Here is a 17115-nt window from a genome sequence, read left to right as displayed (position 1 = left end):
CCATGCCCTTCGCCCCTCGCAAGGAAGCACCGACGTTCGAGTTCCAGCAGCCCACGCCGGGTGAGCAGCTCATCCACTTCCAGCACTTGCAGAAGTCCTTCGGCCCCAAGCGCGTCTACGACGACCTGGAGCTGGACGTGCGCGCGGGGGAGACGCTGGTGGTGTTGGGGGGCTCGGGCACGGGCAAGAGCGTGCTGCTCAAGTGCCTCATCGGGCTGCAGCGGCCGGACGCCGGACACATCCTCTTTCAGGGCCGGGACGTGACGGGGTTCTCGGAAGGGGAGTTCATCCCGGTGCGGCGGCACGTGGCCATGGTGTTCCAGGGCGCGGCGCTGTTCGACTCGCTGAGCGTGGGGGAGAACGTGGCGTATCCCCTGCGGGAGCACTACCCGGACATGCCGCTGTCCGAGGTGCGCGACCGGGTGGCGGAGAAGCTGGAGCTGGTGAACCTGCCGGGCACGGAGCGGCTGATGCCGGCGGACCTGTCGGGCGGCATGAAGAAGCGGGTGGGGTTGGCGCGGGCCATCGCCACGAATCCGGAAGTCATCCTCTGGGACGAGCCCACCACGGGGTTGGACCCGGTCACCACGCAGTCCATCAACGCGATGATCAACTCGATGAAGACCAAGCTCGGCAGCACCTCCATCGTCGTGACGCACGACCTGGTGAGCGCGTTCGCGGTGGGGGACCGGATGGCGATGCTGGCCAACAGGCGCATCGTCCAGGTGGGGACGCCGGACGAGTTCCGACGCTCGAGGGTGCCGGAGGTGCGGGCGTTCCTGGACGCGCGGCGGGTGGAGCTGGAGCCGGGAGGGGCGTCATGAGCCTGTTCACGTCGACGTCGGGCGAGAAGCGGCTGGCGCTGAAGGCCGGGATGTTCGTGGCCATGGGCCTGGCGGTGGCGGGCGTGGTGGTGTTCTTCATCGGCCAGGAGTCGCGGCTGTTCCAGAGCAAGGTGACGTACCGCGCGTACTTCGCCAACGTGCAGGGCCTGAACGACCAGTCCCCGGTGTGGTTGGGCGGCCTGGAGGTCGGGAAGGTGACGGGCATCTACTTCTCCCAGGACCCCGACGACCCGAAGCTGGAGGTCCAGCTGCAGGTGTCCGCGAGGTACGCGGACCGCGTGAAGAAGGACTCGATGGCGCAGCTGAGCAGCATGGGGGTGCTCGGGGACAAGGCGGTGGACATCTCGCTGGGCACGCCCGCGGCGCCCCCGATGGAGCCGGACGGGGTGCTGGCGTCGTCGACGGGCGGGGACTTGTCCAAGCTGCTCAGCGGCGCGAGCGAGGTGATGGACAACTCGGTGGCCATCAGCAAGTCGCTGCTCAAGACGGTGGATGCGTACGGGGACCCCAGGCTCGCCAGCGACGTGCAGCGAGGCATGGCGTCGCTGAGGGCGGTGCTGGAGCAGGTGCAGAACGGGGACGGGGTGTTGCACGCGCTCATCTACGACAAGGAGGCGGGGCGCGAGGTGCGCACGATGATGGCGAACGCGTCGAGCGCGGCGAAGCGGGTGGATGGCGCGGTGGGGCACGTGGAGGCGCTCTTGCGCGAGGTGCGCACGGGCGACGGCACGGCGCACGCGCTCATCTACGGCAACGAGGGCGCCACGGCGCTGCGCGAGCTGGGCGAGGCGGCGGGGCAGCTGGCGGGGCTGATTGAGGACGCGAAGAAGAGCCCGAATGGGGCGGTGCACCAGCTGGTGTACGGGGACGCGAGCGGGATGTTCGCGGACCTGGGCAGCGCGGCGGCGGACCTGAAGCAAATCACCGCGACGGTGGCGAAGGGCGAGGGCACGGTGGGTGGGCTCATCAGCGACCCCACGGTGTACGAGGATTTGCGCGAGGTGCTGGGCAACGTGAAGCGCAACCGCATCCTCCGCGCGCTGGTGCGCTTCTCGCTGAACAACCGCGAGGATTTGGAGCAGGTGGGCAAGGTGAAGCGCGTGGAGCCCAAGGCCGAGGCGCCCGCCTCGCCCGCGGGTGAGACCCGGCCGCCTGCCTCCGTCACGGTGGGGGAGTCGGTGACGCCGCCCGCGCCGACGACTCCGGCGACCGCCGCGGAGTGAGCGAGGTCCGACACGGAGGCGAGCCCTCGGGGTGATGCGCCCGGGGGCTGCTTGCCGCCAGATGTTTCAAGGTACGGGCCGTGTCTGGTTGTCCCTGTGAGGACACCCGGCGGGTTGTCACCGTCCCCGCGTCTGTCGAGACATGGACCCGCAGTCCGCGGCATGACGGGCTTTGTACCAGGGTCGGGGGTTGTCTGGGTTTTCAATGTCTCTATCTTGGTGCTCGTGACTGCGTTCACGGCGGAGTGGGCCCTGCCCCAACGTCCGTCCGCCGTGGGAATGGCCATCCGAGCGCCAGGAGGAAGACGTGCTTCCCGCCGTGAATTTCCCCATGCCCTTCGTGTCGCGGTGCCACCCGGACGTGGAGGTCTCGAGGCGTTCGTCGAAGAGGCCCGGTGGCGAGGAGCCGTGTTCCCCAGACCGTGGAAGGCTTCATGTCGCTGTGCCGCGACTCTGGCTACGCCCACGCGATGGTCGACCTCACCGAGCGTGCCTCGGGCTGCGCGCTCTCCGTCGACGTCGGACGTCCCCAGGGTGGCGCGACCTCGAATCCCAGGGCCGTGGCCGTCGGCACCTCGAACCCGATGCGCCCTCTCGTGGCGCCCCCCACATCCCTGACACCGTGCCGTGATTCACGGTGCGGGGAACCGCCGTTCCCCATGCGGGTGATGTCTGTGTTTGGGTGCGGGTCTTGTGACGGAGAGACGTTCAAGGAATCCACTGCGAGACGTTGTCTGGGTGATTATGGTTTGAAGCCATGTCGCAGCGGCTCGCGAGTGGGTTCCCGGCAAAGAAATACATCGAGGATGAATCCCCATGGGCATCGATATCAGCCGCAGCATCTTTTCGGGTTTTCATCGGCTTTCCCTGGAGGAGCGGTGTGCACGGGTCGCGGCCGAGCTGGGGCTGAGCGCTTCGGACCTGGCCGCGCTCACCGGTGAGGAGGGCCTGGGCGCGGAGAAGGCGTACTCGATGGTGGAGAACGCGCTGGGCTGCTTCAGCCTGCCATTGGGGTTGGGACTCCACCTCACGGTGAACGGGCGCGCGTACGTGGCGCCGATGGTCATCGAGGAGGCCTCCGTCATCGCGGCCGTCTCGTTCGCCGCGAAGCTCGTCGGCTCGGCGGGAGGTTTCGTCGCGGGGGCCGAGCCGTCGCTGATGGTGGGACAGATACAGCTCACGCGGTACGGCGACCCGGAGTCCGCGCGGGCGCGCATCCTCGCCGCGCGCTCGGAGTTGCTGGACCTGGCCAACGCGCTGCAGCCCCAGCTGGTGCGGCGAGGCGGCGGCGCGAAGGACCTCGAGGTCCGCCTCCTCGACGCGCCCGAGGGCCCCCTGGGCGAGCCGCTCCTGGTGGTGCACTTCCACATCGACACCCAGGAGGCCATGGGCGCCAACCTCATCAACACGATGATGGAGGGCGTGGCGCCTCGCATCGAGGAGCTCACGCGGGGCCGCGTCTTCCTGCGCATCCTCTCCAACCTCGCGGACCGGCGGCTGGCGCGCTCGCGGTGTGTCATCCCCGAGGAGCTGCTCGCCGACAACGGCCTGCCAGGAGCGGACATCGCGGAGGGCATCGTCCAGGCCAGCCGCTTCGCCCAGGCGGACCCCTACCGCGCGGCGACGCACAACAAGGGCATCATGAACGGCATCGACGCCATCGCGCTCGCCACGGGCCAGGACTGGCGCGCCATCGAGGCGGGCGCGCATGCGTATGCCTCGCGCACGGGTCGATACGGGCCGCTGTCCACGTGGAAGCGCGAGGACGGGAACCTGGTGGGCGAAATCGAGCTGCCGCTCGCGCTGGGCACGGTGGGCGGGCCGCTGCTCGTGCACCCCGGGGTGCAGGCCGCGTTCAAGGTGCTCGGACATCCCGGTGTCCGGGAGCTGGCGTGCCTGTTCGCCTCCGTGGGGCTGGCGCAGAACCTGGCGGCGGTGCGGGCCCTGGGCTCGGTGGGCATCCAGAAGGGCCACATGGCGTTGCACGCGCGCTCGGTGGCGGTGAGCGCGGGCACGCCGCCCGAGTGGGTGGAGGCCGTGGCCGCGCTGCTCGTCCAGCAAGGCGAGGTGAAGGTGGACCGGGCCCGGCGGGTGCTCGGGGAGCTGAAGGGCGGCGTGTTGCCGTTCGTGTCGCCGCACAACGAGGACACGTGACGCCCGCCGTGAACCCTCCCACCCGCGAATCCCAGGGCCGCCGCAGTCGGCACCACACGAGCCCGATGCGCCGGGTCGTGTCCACCTGACCAGAGGCTGTGCGCCGGGGCGCGGGCAAGCCGCTGTGCGTCGTGTCGGCCTGTGGCTGGTTGCCCCCGGCGCTCCGTGATAGCGATTGCGGTGTGCCCCGCTCCCGGCTCGCCGTCGCCCTGGAACCGTATCCACTGCGCCACCAGCTCGAGGAGGCGGACTGCGGGCCCGCGTGTCTGGAGATGATTTCGGCGTATCACGGCGCCGCGCACTCGCTCGCCGCGCTCAAGGACCTCTCCCACGTCCAGACGGTGGGCACCTCGCTGCCGGACCTCGCCAGCGCCGCGGAGAAGGTCGGCTTCAAGGTCCGCGGCTTCCATGTGGAGGACCCCACCGATTTGGAGGATGCGGAGGGCCAGGCGCTCCTCCCCGGCATCGCGCACTGGGACGACCACCACTTCGTCGTCCTCTACTCCGTCACCCCGAAGGAGGCCGTCGTCGGGGACCCGGAGCAGGGCCTGCGGCGCATCCCGCGCGCGAAGCTCGGTGAGCACTGGGACGGAATCCTCCTCTCGCTGGAGCCCACCGAGGCCCTCTTCCGTCCCATCCCCGTCCCCGCCGCGCCCGTCACGTCCCGCCGCTTCGGCGCGCTGCGACGCTTCGGACGCGGCCTGTTGCGCTACCGCCTGCTGCTGTTCCAGGTGTTCCTCACCACGCTGTTGCTCCAGGCGCTCGCGCTCGCCCAGCCCCTGCTCATCCAGGGGCTCGTGGACAAGGCCGTGGGCGGTCGGGACATCTCCCTGCTCACGGCGGTGGGCGTGGGGCTCGCGGTGCTGCTCGTCGCGCAAATCGCCGTGTCGATTGCGCGCGGCGCGGGCCTCTTCCTGTTGTCCCGGGGCTTCTCCGCGCTGCTGCTCGCGCAGTTCTGGCGGCGCCTGTTGTCCCTGCCGGTGACGTTCTTCGCGCGGCGTCATCGCGGGGACCTGCTCAAGCGCATCGAGGACCACCAGCGCATCCGGCGCATCCTCCAAGGCGCGTCCGTGTCCGTGCTGTTGGACCTGGTGATGCTCGTGGGCTACGGCGCCGTGCTCTTCCTCTACGACAGCGCCGTCTTCGCCCTCTTCGCGGGCGGGGCCGCCGTGTACGCGGTGTGGACGCTGCTGTTGATGCCGCGCCGCACGGTGCTGGACCACCAGCGCTTCCGCGTCGCGGCCGAGGCGAGCCGGCTGGAGATGCAGATGCTCGGCGGCATCCAGACGCTCAAGGCCTGCGGCGCCGAGCGACAGGCCCGCACGCGCTGGGAGAAGCTCCAGGCCCGCGAGGCCGAGGCCGCGCGGCGCATCTGGTTGCACGACACCGTGCACACCTCCGGCGCGCAGCTGGTCAATCAGGCCGTGTCCATGGGCATCCTCGTCTACGAGGCGCACCTCGTCCTGGAGGGCCGGCTCACGCTGGGGCAGATGGTGGCGACGCTCGCGATTCTGGGCCTCGCGCTCGCGCCCATGCAGAACCTGGTGATGTTCATCCACCAGCTCCAGGACGTGGTCATCTCCCTGCGCCGCGTGGACATCGTCTATGAGTCCACGCCCGAGCTGCGCGACGACACCGCGCCCGGCACCGGCGCGTTGACCCGCGCTCCGGAGCTGCGCCTGGACCACGTCACCTTCCGCTACGGCTCCCCCAACGAGCCGCCCGTGCTCGACGACGTGAGCTTCACGCTGCCCGCGGGGAAGATGACGGCCATCGTCGGCCGCTCCGGCGCGGGCAAGACGACGCTCACCCAGGTGCTCTACGGCCTGTATCGCGCCGAGCAGGGTCGGGTGCTCTACGACGGCCAGCCGCTGGAGACCTTCGACCCGGTAGCGCTGCGCCGCTCGGTGGCCTTCGTCTTCCAGAAGACCGACATCTTCGACGGCACCCTCGCGGAGAACATCGCGCTGGGCGACGACACGCCGGACGCGGAGCGGCTGCTGCACGCCGGGCGCACCGCGTGCCTGGACGAGCTGCTCGCGCTGCCCAACGGCCTCAAGACGCGCATCGGCGAAGCGGGCGTGAGGCTGTCCGGAGGCGAGGAGCAGCGGCTCCAGCTCGCGCGCGCCATCTACCGCGACCCGCGCGTGCTCTTCCTCGACGAGGCCACCAGTCACCTGGACGCATCCCTGGAGCGGGCGATTACCGAGGCTCTGCGGCGCGAGGCCACCGGACGCACGCTCGTCGTCGTGGCCCACCGGCTGTCCACCGTGCGCCGCGCGGACAAGATTGTCGTGCTCGACAAGGGCCGCGTCGTCGAGGAAGGCACCCACGACGCGCTGGTGCTCATCCCCGGCGGCCGCTACCGCGCGCTCGTCGAGAACCAGATGGAGCAGCGATGACGTCCCCCCGTGACGACGAGGACCTGGACTCGGACCCCGCGATGACCGAGGAGCTGCGCGCGGTGATGCACCCGCGTCCCCATCGTCCGCTCCTGTTCACCGCGGCGCTGGTGCTGGTGCTCGGCGCGCTGGCGTGGGGGGCCTCGCGCACCGTGCTCGCGACGCTGTGGCGATAGCCTCCAGAGGGTTCATCCGCCCCGCGCGTGCTTCGCCAGCGCTCGCGTGAAGTGCCCGGCCACGTCGGTGCCGCCTCCCGCGTCGAAGCCGAGGAACATGGGCGAGCCGTTGAGCTCCAGGAACTTCAGCTCGCCATCCAGGCCCCGCTTGAGGTCCAGCCCCGTCCAGCGCAGGCCGAGCACCTCGCACGCCTTCACGCACTGCCGGGCCACCGCGTCCGGGAGCACCACCTGCTCGATGCGCTCCTCGTTCTGCCGGAAGTCCAGCGCGGAGGTGACGATGTGCAGGCTCGCGATGACCTCGCCATCCAGCACGAAGACGCGGAGGTCCTCGCCGGGCAGCAGCTCCTGGAAGGTGACGGGAGACGCGGCCAGCGCCGCGAGCCGCGCGTCGGTGAGGTCCTCCGGCAGGAGCTCCTGCGTGGCGGCTCCGCCCATGACGGGCTTGTAGGCCACGCGTCCGCCCGAGGCGAAGCGGCGCACCGCCTCCGGCTCGTTCGTCCACAGCGTGCGAGGCACCGGCAGCCCCGCGGCCCCCAGCGCGCTCAACTGCACGGGCTTGTGCAGCACCCAGTCCGCCGAGGTCGGGTTGTACAGCGGCACGCCCAACCGCTCCCACCGGCCGAGCAGCCCCAACAGGAACGTGGCCTTCTCACGGAAGACGGTCAGCGTGGTGCGCCAGTCCTCCGCCATCGCCTCCGAGGCGTCGACGCCGTGCGCCAACGGATGCGTGTACAGCCCGCGCAGGTATGCCGCGGCGGGACGTCCCAGCTCGCGCCCGTCCACGCGGATGCCGGCCAGGTCCTCGGTCAGCGACATCCGCGTCTCGTCGGGGAACGTCAGCGTGTCCACCACGACGCTCTCCACACCCAGCGCCTCGAGCCTCCGGCCCACCTCCTGGATGTGGATGTCCTCCCGCGAGCCCACCAGTGCCACCACGCCAGTCGTCATGGACGCCAAGCGAAGCAGATGCCCGGTGGGAGCTCCAGGGACGCGCACCGCGTCAATCGCGCGGGCCGCTGTCCGGCTGCTTCGACTCCTCGCCCACCGCCATCGTCGTCATCGGCTTGGGGCCGCCGGGCTTCCCCGTCCCGGGCGGCTTCGGCGTCGCCCCCAGCTCCGTGATGAACAGCCCCAGCCTGGGATGAATGTATTTGCGCGTCATGGTGTGTCCTCCACGGACATTCCACTTCGACTCCGCGCCGCCGCGCCAGGAGAGGGTTTGACTATGAGACGGCTTTTCGCGGAAAGTACGTATTCCACGCATTTTCCGAGGAGTCGGGAATGTCCAGCTTCGTTGCGCGTCGCAGTGGCCGTTTCTCCGTGGTCATCGGTGTCCTGGCGTTGCTGTCCGGCTGTTCGAGCGCTCCGGAGGCCCAGCAGCCCGAGCCCACGCCGCCGGCGGCCGAGGAGCAGCCCGGTCAGCAGGCCATCGAGGGCCGCGGCTGCGGCGTGAACCCGACGCACGAGGAGATGGCGGACATGGAGCGCCGCTTCCAGTCGGAGCGCGCGGTGTCTGCCTTCGCGCGTCCCAACGGCTCGGTGAACATCCCCGTCTACTTCCATGTCATCAACAAGGGCACGGGCGTGGCGAACGGCGACATCACCACGGCGATGATCACGAACCAGATTGCGGTGCTGAACGCCGCGTACGCGAGCACGCCGTTCACGTTCACGCTGACGGCGACGGACCGCACCACGAACGCCACCTGGTACAACCTGGGCTCGGGTTCGTCCGCGGAGCGCGCCATGAAGACGGCGCTGCGCAAGGGCGGCAAGAACGCGCTCAACATCTACTCGGCGAACCTGAGCGGCGGCCTCCTGGGCTGGGCGACGTTCCCCTCCAGCTACGCCAGCAACCCGTCGATGGACGGCGTGGTGATTCTGTACTCCAGCGTGCCGGGCGGCAGCGCGTCCCCGTACAACCTGGGTGACACGGGCACGCACGAGGTCGGCCACTGGCTGGGCCTGTACCACACGTTCCAGGGCGGCTGCTCCACCACGAACGACTCGGTCAGCGACACGCCGGCGGAGTCCTCGCCCGCGTACGGCTGCCCCACGGGCCGCAACACCTGCCCCGCCGCCGGCAACGACCCCATCACCAACTTCATGGACTACTCCGACGACTCCTGCATGAACAGCTTCACGGCCGGCCAGTCGGCCCGCATGGACTCGCAGGCGCTGACCTACCGCTGAGCGCGGACGCATGAAGTCCTCGACGCCGGGGCCCTGCACATGGCCCCGGCGTCGTCGTTTTCAGTGACATCCATCCGGCACCTGGGCTCCAATCCGCGCCCATGTCCGCGCTCAAGTTGAAGGAAGACCGCTTTCTGGAGGTGCTCCGGCGTCTCATCGCCCTGACGCCCCGGTTGCAGAACAACCTGGAGGCGGGGCTGGTGCCCCAGGAGCGGCTGGCCGCGCAGGTGGTGCTGGACACGCTGGCCCCGCACATCGCCAGCGGCTTCATCCACGCCGAGTCCCTCGCCTCCCAGGGCAACGAGTCGCGCGTCAGCCTGGTGCTCACCGTGAAGGGCACGGGCGAGGGCGCGGTGGGCTTCGTGGGTGCGCACTTCGACGTGGTCCCCGCGGACCAGGTCTCCGAGGGCTGGGAGCGCAGCCCCTTCGAGCTGTGGGAGGGCCCCGACGGCCTGCTCTACGGGCGCGGCGTCACCGACTGCCTGGGCCACGTCGCGGTGGCCACGGACCTGCTCGCGCAGATGGCCGAGGCCAACGTGCGCCCGCGCCGCACGCTGAAGGTCGTGCTCATCGCCAACGAGGAGGCGGGGGACTTGCCCGGCCTGGGCCTGAGCTACGTGGCCGAGCAGGGACGGCTCAAGGACCTGGTGGGCCAGCCGGTGTACTGGCTGGACAGCGCCAACTTCGGCCCCACCGTGGGCACCGCGGGCAACAGCGTGTGGGAGCTGAAGGTGACGGGCGTGGGGGGCCACTCGGGCATGCCGCAGAACTGCGTGAACGCGCTGGAGCTGGCCATGGCCGCGTCGCTGGAGCTGGGCCGCTGGTTCCACGCGCGCTACCCGCCCAACGAGGACGAGAAGCGCTGGGGCTTCCTCGCCACCTCCAGCCTCAAGGCCACGGTGATGGAGGCGTCCAACACCAAGGAGAACAAGATTCCCGGCGACGTGGTGGTGAAGGGCGACGTGCGCCTGACGCCCTTCCACGACATGGCCGAGGTGCGGCGCGCCACCGAGGACTTCGTGCGGGAGCTGGACGCGCGGCTGGAGCGCGGCGACGTCCCCGCGGGCTGGCCTCGCACGCGCACGGAGGACGGGCGGCGCGGCCGGCTGGCCCTGCGCTTCCAGGGCGGCGGCACCGAGGGCATCGCGTGCCGGCTGGACTCGCCGGGGCTGCAGGCGCTGAAGGACGCGATGAAGGCCGTGCGCGGCGTGGACGCGCAGCCCTTCTCGCTCACCGGCTCGCTGCCCCTGGTGAGGGACCTGCAGCGCCAGGGCTGCGACGTGCAGATCACGGGCTTCGGCGACATGAAGTACTACCACGCGCCGAACGAGCAGGCGCACCTCAAGGACTTCCGGCAGGGCTTCTCCATCCTGTGGGAGCTGCTCGAGCGACTGTGAGTGCGCCCCCGGGGGCACGCCGCTCCCGCCCGTCGTCCCCCGTGCCTATACCGTGACGCCCAACCGCTCGGAGCCCCCGAGCCCGCGAGGAGTGGTGACGCCGTGAGAGAACTGCTGATGATTCCGGGGCCGGTGGAGTTCGAGGAAGAGGTGCTGCGCGCGCTGGGCGCCCCCTCGCTCAGCCACACGGACCCGGCCTTCATCGTCACCTTCGGCCGGGCGCTGCAGCGTCTGCGCGAGGTGTGCCTGGCCCCTTCCGCGCAGCCCTTCGTCGTCTCCGGCTCCGGCACCTTGGCCATGGAGATGGCCGTGGCCAACCTGGTGGAGCCCGGCGACGCGGCCCTCGTGGTGAACACCGGTTACTTCAGTGACCGGATGGCGAAGATTCTCGAGCGGCACGGCGCGAAGGTGACGCACGTGCGCGCCTCCCCGGGCGACGCGCCCACGGTGGAGGAGGTGAAGACGCACCTCGAGCGCGGCGGCTTCAAGGTGATGACCGTCACCCACGTGGACACGTCCACGGGCGTGCTGACGCCGGTGGAGGGGCTGGTGAAGGCCGCGCGGGCGCTCGGCGTGCTGTCGGTGGTGGACGGCGTCTGCGCCACCGCGGGCGAGGTGTTCCACCAGGACGCGTGGGGCGCGGACGTGTACCTGACGGCCAGCCAGAAGGCGGTGGGCGTGCCGCCGGGCCTCGCGCTCGTCACCGCGAGCCCCAGGGCGATGGAGGCGTGGAAGGGCCGTAAGGCGCCGGTGGCCAGCGTGTACTCGGACTGGGCGGAGTGGCTGCCCATCATGGAGGCGTACGCGGGCGGCAAGCCGTCGTACTTCGCCACGCCGCCGGTGAACCTGGTGACCGCGCTGGACGTGAGCCTGGGGCAGATTCTGGCCGAGGGCATGGAGGCGCGCTTCGCCCGTCACCAGCGCCTGGCCCGCGCCTTCCGCGCCGCGTGGAGCGCGCTGGGCCTGCGCCTGCTGCCCGTGTCGGAGGCGGTGACGGCGAACACGCTCAGCGCCGTCTACTACCCGGAGGGCGTGGACGCCTCGCTCGTCGGCCGCGTGAAGGCGGAGGGCGTGGTGGTGGCCGGCGGACTCCACCCGGACCTCAAGACGCGCTACTTCCGCGTGGGCCACATGAACCGCGTGGGCCCCGGCGACGTGCTCGTCACCGTGGGCGCCGTGGAGCGCGCCCTCCTCGCCGCCGGACACCGGGCGGAGGCGGGCGCGGGCCTGCGCGCCGCCGAGTCCGTGCTCGCCGCCCGCTGACCCGCGCGCCGCGGAAGCCGGTGCTCGCCGCCCGCACGCCCTTTCCCCCGCACGTCCCAGGTCCCCCGCACCCCGGGGGACCTCCCGGCGCTGGGCCTGCGCGAGCGCTATGTGCCTGGAATCCGGGCGTTTCGTACGCTGGCCAAAGCCCCGCCCGGACCCCGGGGCCATCTCGAACCATTCGACAGGGGTAGAAAAATATGAGAGGGTTGGTACCTAGGAAGTGGGGGGAATCCGGCGAACACAGAAAAACCTAAGCAAACGCCGGACGTGTCCCCTGAGCCGAGGCAGTGCGAGTCCCTCGGGGAGACGACCATGTACGTGAGCTTGGATGTGAGCGGTGGTGGCGCGGCGTGGGAGCTGGAGCAGCGTCGACTGGCCGCGACCGAGGACGACCAGGCGCGCGGGATGTTCTTCCGGGGCGCGCTGCACGTCATCGCGTTCCTGGGCGGCGAGGGCGCCGTCGCGCGGTGCAAGGGCGTGGCGGGCGTGTGGGAAATCAACCCGTTCCAGCTCTACTCGGTGTCGCGCTACCTGCGCATGGTGTCCACGGCGGCGCGGCTGTTGGCGCCCCGGCAGGGCGGCTTCGACGAGGTGCTCGAGCGCATGGGCGCGCAGGCCACGGTGGACTTCCTGGCGTCGATGTTCGGCCGGGAGCTCCTGGCGGAGGCCGCGGGCAGCCCCCGGCTGCTGCTCGAGTCCTTGGGTGACGCGTACCGCATGGCGGTGAGCTACGGGGAGCGCTACCCGGTGTGGACGGGGGAGCGCAGCGCGCGCTTCATCATGCGCCGCGACTTCATGCCCGCCGCGTACCACGAGGGCGTGCTGCGGGGCGCGCTGGAGGCGGTGGGCGCCCGCGACGTGTGCGTGAGCGGGCGGCAGGTGGCCCTGCTCGACAGCGAGTTCGAGCTGACCTGGCGGTAGGGCCGCTTCAGCCCGCGTCCCCGACGGCGAGGTCGGGCTCCGTGCCCAGGCCCTCGCCGCCGCCCAGCTCCTCGGTGGACGCGACGAAGGGGCGGGGCACCACGCGCGCGGCGTCGAGCGCGGGCGCCATCTCCAGGCGCGCTTCCACCAGGGCCGTGAGCACCGCGAAGTGCTGCGCGTGGATGCCCTGGATGGAGGCGAGCACGAAGCGCGTGTCCGGCGTCTGGAGGGACGCGAGCACGCGCGTGAAGGCGATGACCGAGCGGCGCTCCTCGTTGGCGGCCAGCTTCAGGACGTTGCCGACGGAGGGCTTGAAGCCCGCGGGCGGCGTGTAGGAGAGCGTGTCCTCGCGCACGGGGACGGCGCCCAGGTCCGTCATCGTCCGGGCGAGCAGTGCCGCGTGCGCGACGTGGTGCTGCTGGAAGGCCCGCGCCATCCCGAGCGCGAGCACCGCCTGCTCCCTTTCCGACGGGGAGCGCGTCGAGTCATCGCGCGCGGCGACCAGGTGCGAGGTGGCCTGGGCGTAGGCGTCGACGAGCGCGTACTCGGCGGCGAGCAACGTGTTGAGCGCGCCCACCTCCCGGGCGCGCTCGATGGGGTTCACCTCCTGGTTCGGCCGGTACTCCAGGGGGTCGGCACAGGCGCCGAGCGCGTGGACACCCGTGGCGAGGCCCAGGCACTGCAGGACGCGGCGGCGCGCGAGGAGCGGGTTCGAGTTCATGGGGGGTCTCCTTCAGCGGGTCACGTCGTAGAAAGGCAGCCCGGTCTCGTCGTCGAGGCCCACGCCGTCCTCCAGGCTGATGGCCAGCGCGCGCGGCACCCACGCGGCGGCGAGGCTCGCGAGCGCGTCCGCGGGCTGGTTCGCGGTGGACGCGGGCGGCGTGGCGAAGCCCCGCGCGAGCAGGTTCAGCACGACGAAGCGCTGGCAGGCCACGGCGCCGATGCCGGCGGCGAGCCCCCCGTTGGCGTCGAGTCTCAGGGTCGTCTGCGCCTGGACGCAGCCGATGGCGCACGCCTTCTCCAGGTTGGTCAGCAAATCGAGCGCGTTCTGGAGGCAGGGCGCGAAGTCCTCGGGCAGCCGCGCCGTGCCCGCGCCCACGTCGTCGGCGCCCCGCTGCTGGACGAGCGCGCCCACCAGCCGCTCGGCGTGCTCCGCGTGCTGCTGGCGGAAGCGCGAGCGGAGCGCCTCGAAGAGGCCCCGGAAGGCGAACAGCGCGTCGGTGGCGGGCGCGGCCGCGAGCACGCCGGCCAGGGCGTCATGTGTCGCGACGGCGTCACGCTCGGCGACGAGCAGCGCGCGCAGCACCGCCAGGTCCTCCTTGAGGCTGCGCTGGGCGTGGGCGCGCGAGGCGGCCGTGAGCAGGCCCAGCCCCGCGACGGCGGCGGCGTGCCCGAACGCGGCACGGCGTGAGAGTGCTTCGGTCATGGCGCGTCCCCCGGCTCTGCCCGCGCGGGTGACAGCGGGCCTCCATGGCCCCTCGGCTCCGCGCGAGCAAGGCAAGGAGATGGGGGCGGGCCCGCTCGCGCGCACGTCGTGAAACACGGCGACGGTGTCTCCGAGACAGAGGGTGTCGCACCCTTAGGTCGCCAGGGCGAGGCCCCGTTCGCCCCAGGACGCGTATCGACTCCCAGCACCCGAGAGCCCACGCGGTCGCTCGTCACCCAGCGTGCTTCACGGCTTCACGAGGAATCCTTAGATGCACACGTGCACGTCGCCGTGGAGTGGCCAATGCTCAACACCGCGCCGACGACACGACACGAGCTTGGGACGGAGCGACCGCCTCCCGTCGAGACATATGACGTATGCGTCGGTGGCGGGAGATACTCTCGAGGCCGGTGGGTGGTGGGGTCGTGAGAAGGAGGCGAGTGCGTGACTGGGCCGTTGCTGGTGGTGGACGACGACGCGGACCTGCGCGAGGCACTGGAGGAGGTGCTGCGCGACGCGGGCTATTCGGTGACGGGGGCCATCAATGGCAAGCACGCGCTCGACGTCCTCGGTGACATGTCGGCGCTGCCCGCGCTCGTGCTGCTCGACATGATGATGCCCGTGCTGGATGGCGCGGGCTTCGCGCGGGCCATGCGCCAGGTGCCCGCATGGCGGGACATCCCCGTGCTCGTCTTCTCCGCGTCCGCCAACGCCCGCCAGGTGGCCGAGGAGATTGGCGCGTGTGGACATCTGCGCAAGCCGGTGGACGTGGACACGCTGCTGGACGCCGTTCGCAGACACCAGGCGGCCTGACGCCGCTCCGGTGTGTGTCGTCCGCCTGCCCGCTCCAGCGGAGCGGGGCCTCTCGTACCCGGGGGCAATGCGCGTTTGACGCTTCGCGAGGTGGGCTGGTAAGTGCTCACTTAACAGGCGCATTTCCCGAAGGAGGCCGGATGCATTTCAACCCGCTCACGCTGCTCATCACGCAGCTCATTGTCATCATCGGCGTGTCGAGGTTGATCGGCCGCGGAGCGCGCTGGTTGGGGCAGCCGCTGGTCATCGCGGAGGTGGTGGCGGGCATCGTGTTGGGGCCGTCGCTGTTGGGGTGGCTGGCGCCGGACCTGATGAACTCGCTGTTCCCGGCCAGCTCCATGCCCGTGCTCAAGATGTTGAGCCAGGTGGGCCTGGTGCTGTTCATGTTCCTCATCGGCCTGGAGCTGGACCCGAGGATGCTCAAGGGGCGCGGGCACGCGTCGGTGGCCATCAGCCACACGAGCATCGTCGTGCCCTTCATCCTGGGCGCGGTGGCGGGCGCGCTGTGGCTCTACAAGTCGCTGTCGGACCCGAGCGTGCCGTTCTCCTCGTTCGTGCTCTTCATGGGCGTGTCGATGAGCATCACGGCCTTCCCGGTGCTCGCGCGCATCCTCACGGAGCGCGGGCTCTTGCAGTCGCGCATCGGCGCCATCGCGATTACGTGCGCCGCGGTGGATGACGTCACGGCGTGGTGCCTGCTGGCCTTCGTGGTGTCCATCGTCCGCGCGGCGAGCCTGGCGGAGGCGGCGCTCACCACGGCGTTCGCGGTGGGCTACATCGCCTTCATGCTGCTGGCGGTGCGGCCGTTCCTCGCCCGGCTGGGCGCGCGGGTGGCCAGCCGCGAGGGGCTGACGCAGAACGTGGTGGCGGGCACGCTGCTGCTCTTGCTCGCGTCCTCGCTCGCCACGGAGCTCATTGGCATCCACGCGCTCTTCGGCGCGTTCCTCTTCGGCGCCGTCATCCCCAAGGAGGGCGGGCTGGCCGAGGCGCTGGTGGAGAAGCTGGAGGACACGGCGGTGGTGCTGCTCCTGCCCCTGTTCTTCGCCTTCAGCGGCCTGCGCACGCAGATTGGCCTGCTCAACACGCCCGAGGCCTGGATGACCTGCGGTGTCATCATCCTGCTGGCCTGCCTGGGCAAGTTCGGCGGCAGCGCGGTGGCGGCGCGGCTGACGGGCATGCGCTGGCGCGAGGCGGGCGCCGTCGGCGTCCTGATGAACACGCGCGGGTTGATGGAGCTCATCGTCCTCAACCTGGGCCTGGACCTGGGCGTCATCTCGCCCACGCTCTTCACCATGATGGTCATCATGGCGCTGGTGACCACGTTCATGACCACGCCGCTCTTGCGCCTCATCTACCCGATGGAGGAGATGGCGCGGGACAAGGTGGAGCTGGCGCCGGCCACGGCCCCGGGCCTGACGCCCTACACGATGCTGATGTGCGTCTCCCATCAGCAGGCCGGGCCGAGCATGGCCACGCTGGCCAAGGCGCTCTCCGGCACGGAGGCCACGCAGCTGCATGCCCTCCACCTGGTGCATCCGGAGCGGGTGTCCCTGCGCGAGGCCGAGCCGCGCGCTGGGGCGTCCGAGGAGTCGGTCGAGGGCGAGGGCGCGCTGGCGCCGCTGCTCGGACGGGCGAGGGGCCTGGGCCTGTCGGTGCGGCCGTTGTCCTTCGTGTCCACGGAGCCCGCGCAGGACATCCGCCGCACGGCGGAGGCCAAGCGCGCGGACCTGGTGCTGCTGGGCTGGCACAAGCCGCTGTTCAGCCAGACGGTGCTGGGCGGCACGGTGCACGAGGTGATGAAGGACGCGGCCGGCGGCACGGTGGCGGTGCTGGTGGACCGGGGCCTGGCCGACGTGAAGCGGGTGCTGGTGCCCTTCATCGGCAGCCGGCATGACCGGGCGGCGCTGAAGCTGGCGCGGCGGCTGATGAAGCAGGCGGGCGCGGACATCACCGTGCTGCACGTGACGTCCCACGAGAACACCCACGCGCGCGCGCAGGTGGAGGAGCTGTTCCCCTCGGCGGAGGGCTCCGGCGTGCGGCTGAAGGTGGTGCGGCACGAGTCCCCCGAGGACGCGGTGCTCGAGGAGATTCGTCAGGGGGGCTATGACCTGATGGTGGTGGGCATGGGCGCGCAGTGGGGCCTGGAGGACCGCGTCTTCGGGCTGCACCGCGAGCGCATCATCCGGGACGCGCCGGGCTCGCTGCTGGTGGTGCACGAGTCGGAGCCGGTCGCGGACGCGGTCGCCGCCGGGCAGCCCGTCTCCCCGCAGACGGTGGCCTCGAGGAGCTGAGCACA

General features: G+C 70.9%; 15 protein-coding genes. 11 read left to right on the top strand and 4 right to left on the bottom strand.

The genetic code is table 11. The features are described 5' to 3' along the window. Nucleotides 1–2 precede the first annotated feature (2 nt). From LXT21_RS30710 to LXT21_RS30690, 5 genes are all read left to right on the top strand, one after another. Nucleotides 3–824: an ABC transporter ATP-binding protein gene (locus tag LXT21_RS30710; RefSeq protein ID WP_254041761.1), complete on the top strand. Its 822-nt coding sequence runs from the start codon at nucleotides 3–5 to the stop codon at nucleotides 822–824. Continuing rightward, nucleotides 821–2068 carry an MlaD family protein gene (locus tag LXT21_RS30705; protein ID WP_254041760.1) on the top strand — a complete coding sequence of 416 codons (1248 nt, stop codon included), beginning with the start codon at nucleotides 821–823 and terminating at the stop codon, nucleotides 2066–2068. The genes LXT21_RS30710 and LXT21_RS30705 overlap by 4 nt, the downstream gene beginning before the upstream one ends. An 816-nt stretch (nucleotides 2069–2884) precedes the next feature. Continuing rightward, complete coding sequence (locus LXT21_RS30700; protein ID WP_254041759.1) at nucleotides 2885–4222, top strand: hydroxymethylglutaryl-CoA reductase, degradative; 1338 nt, start codon at nucleotides 2885–2887, stop codon at nucleotides 4220–4222. Nucleotides 4223–4404: 182 nt separating this feature from the next. Then, nucleotides 4405–6624, top strand: a complete 2220-nt coding sequence (locus LXT21_RS30695) for a peptidase domain-containing ABC transporter (protein ID WP_254041758.1) — start codon at nucleotides 4405–4407, stop codon at nucleotides 6622–6624. Beyond that, nucleotides 6621–6800 (top strand): hypothetical protein, encoded by a 180-nt coding sequence (locus LXT21_RS30690; protein ID WP_254041757.1) that lies wholly within the window; start codon nucleotides 6621–6623, stop codon nucleotides 6798–6800. The genes LXT21_RS30695 and LXT21_RS30690 overlap by 4 nt, the downstream gene beginning before the upstream one ends. A gap of 12 nt (nucleotides 6801–6812) precedes the next feature. Here LXT21_RS30690 and LXT21_RS30685 read toward each other — a convergent pair whose 3' ends face one another. Both LXT21_RS30685 and LXT21_RS30680 read right to left on the bottom strand, forming a co-directional pair. Then, entirely contained in the window at nucleotides 6813–7751 is a 939-nt protein-coding gene (locus LXT21_RS30685; protein ID WP_254041756.1) for an ATP-grasp domain-containing protein, read from the bottom strand. A 52-nt stretch (nucleotides 7752–7803) separates the two neighbouring features. Further along, nucleotides 7804–7965 carry a hypothetical protein gene (locus tag LXT21_RS30680; RefSeq protein WP_254041755.1) on the bottom strand — a complete coding sequence of 54 codons (162 nt, stop codon included), beginning with the start codon at nucleotides 7963–7965 and terminating at the stop codon, nucleotides 7804–7806. Nucleotides 7966–8084: 119 nt separating this feature from the next. Between LXT21_RS30680 and LXT21_RS30675 the strand changes: the two genes are divergently transcribed. The 4 genes from LXT21_RS30675 (at nucleotide 8085) to LXT21_RS30660 (ending at nucleotide 12580) form a co-directional block, all read left to right on the top strand. Next, on the top strand, nucleotides 8085–8996 hold the full coding sequence (locus LXT21_RS30675; protein WP_254041754.1) for a zinc metalloprotease: 912 nt from the start codon (nucleotides 8085–8087) through the stop codon (nucleotides 8994–8996). A gap of 101 nt (nucleotides 8997–9097) precedes the next feature. Beyond that, nucleotides 9098–10393 carry a M20/M25/M40 family metallo-hydrolase gene (locus tag LXT21_RS30670; protein WP_254041753.1) on the top strand — a complete coding sequence of 432 codons (1296 nt, stop codon included), beginning with the start codon at nucleotides 9098–9100 and terminating at the stop codon, nucleotides 10391–10393. Between the two features lie 102 nt (nucleotides 10394–10495). Further along, the gene (locus LXT21_RS30665) at nucleotides 10496–11656 is read left to right on the top strand and encodes a pyridoxal-phosphate-dependent aminotransferase family protein (RefSeq protein WP_254041752.1); all 1161 of its coding nucleotides are present in this window, start codon (nucleotides 10496–10498) and stop codon (nucleotides 11654–11656) included. Between the two features lie 315 nt (nucleotides 11657–11971). Then, entirely contained in the window at nucleotides 11972–12580 is a 609-nt protein-coding gene (locus LXT21_RS30660; RefSeq protein ID WP_254041751.1) for a TIGR02265 family protein, read from the top strand. 7 nt (nucleotides 12581–12587) lie between these two features. Here LXT21_RS30660 and LXT21_RS30655 read toward each other — a convergent pair whose 3' ends face one another. Then, entirely contained in the window at nucleotides 12588–13301 is a 714-nt protein-coding gene (locus tag LXT21_RS30655) for a ferritin-like domain-containing protein (protein ID WP_254041750.1), read from the bottom strand. Nucleotides 13302–13313: 12 nt separating this feature from the next. Then, the gene (locus LXT21_RS30650; protein WP_254041749.1) at nucleotides 13314–14006 is read right to left on the bottom strand and encodes a hypothetical protein; all 693 of its coding nucleotides are present in this window, start codon (nucleotides 14004–14006) and stop codon (nucleotides 13314–13316) included. 444 nt (nucleotides 14007–14450) lie between these two features. Here LXT21_RS30650 and LXT21_RS30645 point away from each other — a divergent pair, with 444 nt between their 5' ends. Then, entirely contained in the window at nucleotides 14451–14819 is a 369-nt protein-coding gene (locus LXT21_RS30645; protein ID WP_254041748.1) for a response regulator, read from the top strand. Nucleotides 14820–14959: 140 nt separating this feature from the next. Continuing rightward, the gene (locus tag LXT21_RS30640) at nucleotides 14960–17110 is read left to right on the top strand and encodes a cation:proton antiporter domain-containing protein (RefSeq protein ID WP_254041747.1); all 2151 of its coding nucleotides are present in this window, start codon (nucleotides 14960–14962) and stop codon (nucleotides 17108–17110) included. Nucleotides 17111–17115 lie beyond the last annotated feature (5 nt).

Origin of the sequence: Myxococcus guangdongensis, assembly GCF_024198255.1 — a bacterium.
GTDB classification, from domain to species: domain Bacteria; phylum Myxococcota; class Myxococcia; order Myxococcales; family Myxococcaceae; genus Myxococcus; species Myxococcus guangdongensis.
Note: the sequence above shows the minus strand (reverse complement) of the source record. Positions and strands in the feature narration are given on the sequence as shown.

What these genes read in the sequence shown, in the direction of transcription:
- LXT21_RS30710 (WP_254041761.1), top strand. Translation starts at nt 3, where the DNA reads ATGCCCTTCGCCCCTCGCAAGGAAGCACCGACGTTCGAGTTCCAGCAG.
- LXT21_RS30705 (WP_254041760.1), top strand. Translation starts at nt 821, where the DNA reads ATGAGCCTGTTCACGTCGACGTCGGGCGAGAAGCGGCTGGCGCTGAAG.
- LXT21_RS30700 (WP_254041759.1), top strand. Translation starts at nt 2,885, where the DNA reads ATGGGCATCGATATCAGCCGCAGCATCTTTTCGGGTTTTCATCGGCTT.
- LXT21_RS30690 (WP_254041757.1), top strand. Translation starts at nt 6,621, where the DNA reads ATGACGTCCCCCCGTGACGACGAGGACCTGGACTCGGACCCCGCGATG.
- LXT21_RS30685 (WP_254041756.1), bottom strand. Translation starts at nt 7,751, where the DNA reads ATGACGACTGGCGTGGTGGCACTGGTGGGCTCGCGGGAGGACATCCAC.
- LXT21_RS30680 (WP_254041755.1), bottom strand. Translation starts at nt 7,965, where the DNA reads ATGACGCGCAAATACATTCATCCCAGGCTGGGGCTGTTCATCACGGAG.
- LXT21_RS30675 (WP_254041754.1), top strand. Translation starts at nt 8,085, where the DNA reads ATGTCCAGCTTCGTTGCGCGTCGCAGTGGCCGTTTCTCCGTGGTCATC.
- LXT21_RS30670 (WP_254041753.1), top strand. Translation starts at nt 9,098, where the DNA reads ATGTCCGCGCTCAAGTTGAAGGAAGACCGCTTTCTGGAGGTGCTCCGG.
- LXT21_RS30660 (WP_254041751.1), top strand. Translation starts at nt 11,972, where the DNA reads ATGTACGTGAGCTTGGATGTGAGCGGTGGTGGCGCGGCGTGGGAGCTG.
- LXT21_RS30655 (WP_254041750.1), bottom strand. Translation starts at nt 13,301, where the DNA reads ATGAACTCGAACCCGCTCCTCGCGCGCCGCCGCGTCCTGCAGTGCCTG.
- LXT21_RS30650 (WP_254041749.1), bottom strand. Translation starts at nt 14,006, where the DNA reads ATGACCGAAGCACTCTCACGCCGTGCCGCGTTCGGGCACGCCGCCGCC.
- LXT21_RS30640 (WP_254041747.1), top strand. Translation starts at nt 14,960, where the DNA reads ATGCATTTCAACCCGCTCACGCTGCTCATCACGCAGCTCATTGTCATC.